The organism is Streptomyces sp. AP-93 (assembly GCF_022808175.1).
GTDB lineage: Bacteria > Actinomycetota > Actinomycetes > Streptomycetales > Streptomycetaceae > Streptomyces.
Genome location: NZ_JALGBX010000078.1, coordinates 1 through 935, shown reverse-complemented (window position 1 = coordinate 935; position 935 = coordinate 1). Strand labels below are relative to the sequence as shown.

Below are 935 nucleotides of genomic sequence, written 5' to 3'. Positions count from 1 at the left end.
GTGACGACCGAGATAGACACCCTCGCAACTGCACTGTACGTGCGGGTCGATGACCTTTTGAAGGCTTCGCCGCATCTCGCTCCGTGGCGGCCGCGAGTGGGCCTGGAGCCGAAACTCAGCGACGCCGAGCTGGTCACCCTGGCGGTGATGCAGGCCCTGCTGGGCTTCGTCTCCGAGGCCCGCTGGCTGCGCCATGCCCACGCCCACCTGCGATACCTCTTCCCGTACCTGCCCCAGCAGCCGGGTTGGAACAAGCGGCTGCGGCGGGCCGCGGACATGGTCAGGCTGGTCCTGCGCGAGCTGGCCACCGACACCGCCCTGTGGACGGACGACGTGTGGATCGTGGACTCCACGCCAGTGGAGTGCGGACGTTCCCGCGAGACCGCAAAACGCTCCGACCTGGCCGGATGGGCCGAGTACGGCTACTGCGCCAGCCACTCACGATTCTTCTGGGGACTGCGCCTGCACCTGGTCTGCACCCTGCACGGCCTGCCCGTCGCGTTCGCTTTGACCGGCGCGAAGGCCGTCGAACGCGAGGTACTGCTGGACATCTTCCACGTCGAGCCTGGCCTGCTCGCCGACAGGCGGAGGCCGACTCTGCTCGCGGACAAGAACTACTACGGCCGCGACTTCGAGCGGGATCTGGCCGGCCTGGGAGTCCGGCTGCTGCGGCCGGCCCGCAAGGGCGAACCCGAGCGGGCCGGAGCCGAGCTGTTCAAGCCGTTACGACAGCTGATCGAGTCGGTCAACCAGACCCTGAAAGGTCAGCTCGACCTCGAACGCCACGGTGGCCGCACCCCCGCCGGGGTCACCGTCCGCGTCCTGCAACGACTCCTCGCCCTGACCGCCGCGATCTGGCACAACCACAAGACCGGCGGACCCGTCATCCGATCACTGACCGCCTACGACCACTGACCACGGAATCAATCATCTAG

The 935-nt window shown here is 67.7% G+C and carries 1 protein-coding gene; it reads left to right on the top strand.

Annotation, left to right across the window (positions count from 1 at the left end):
- Positions 1-915: an IS982 family transposase gene (locus MTF69_RS42665; protein ID WP_243342214.1), complete on the top strand. Its 915-nt coding sequence runs from the start codon at positions 1-3 to the stop codon at positions 913-915.
- The last annotated feature ends 20 nt before the right edge of the window (positions 916-935 follow it).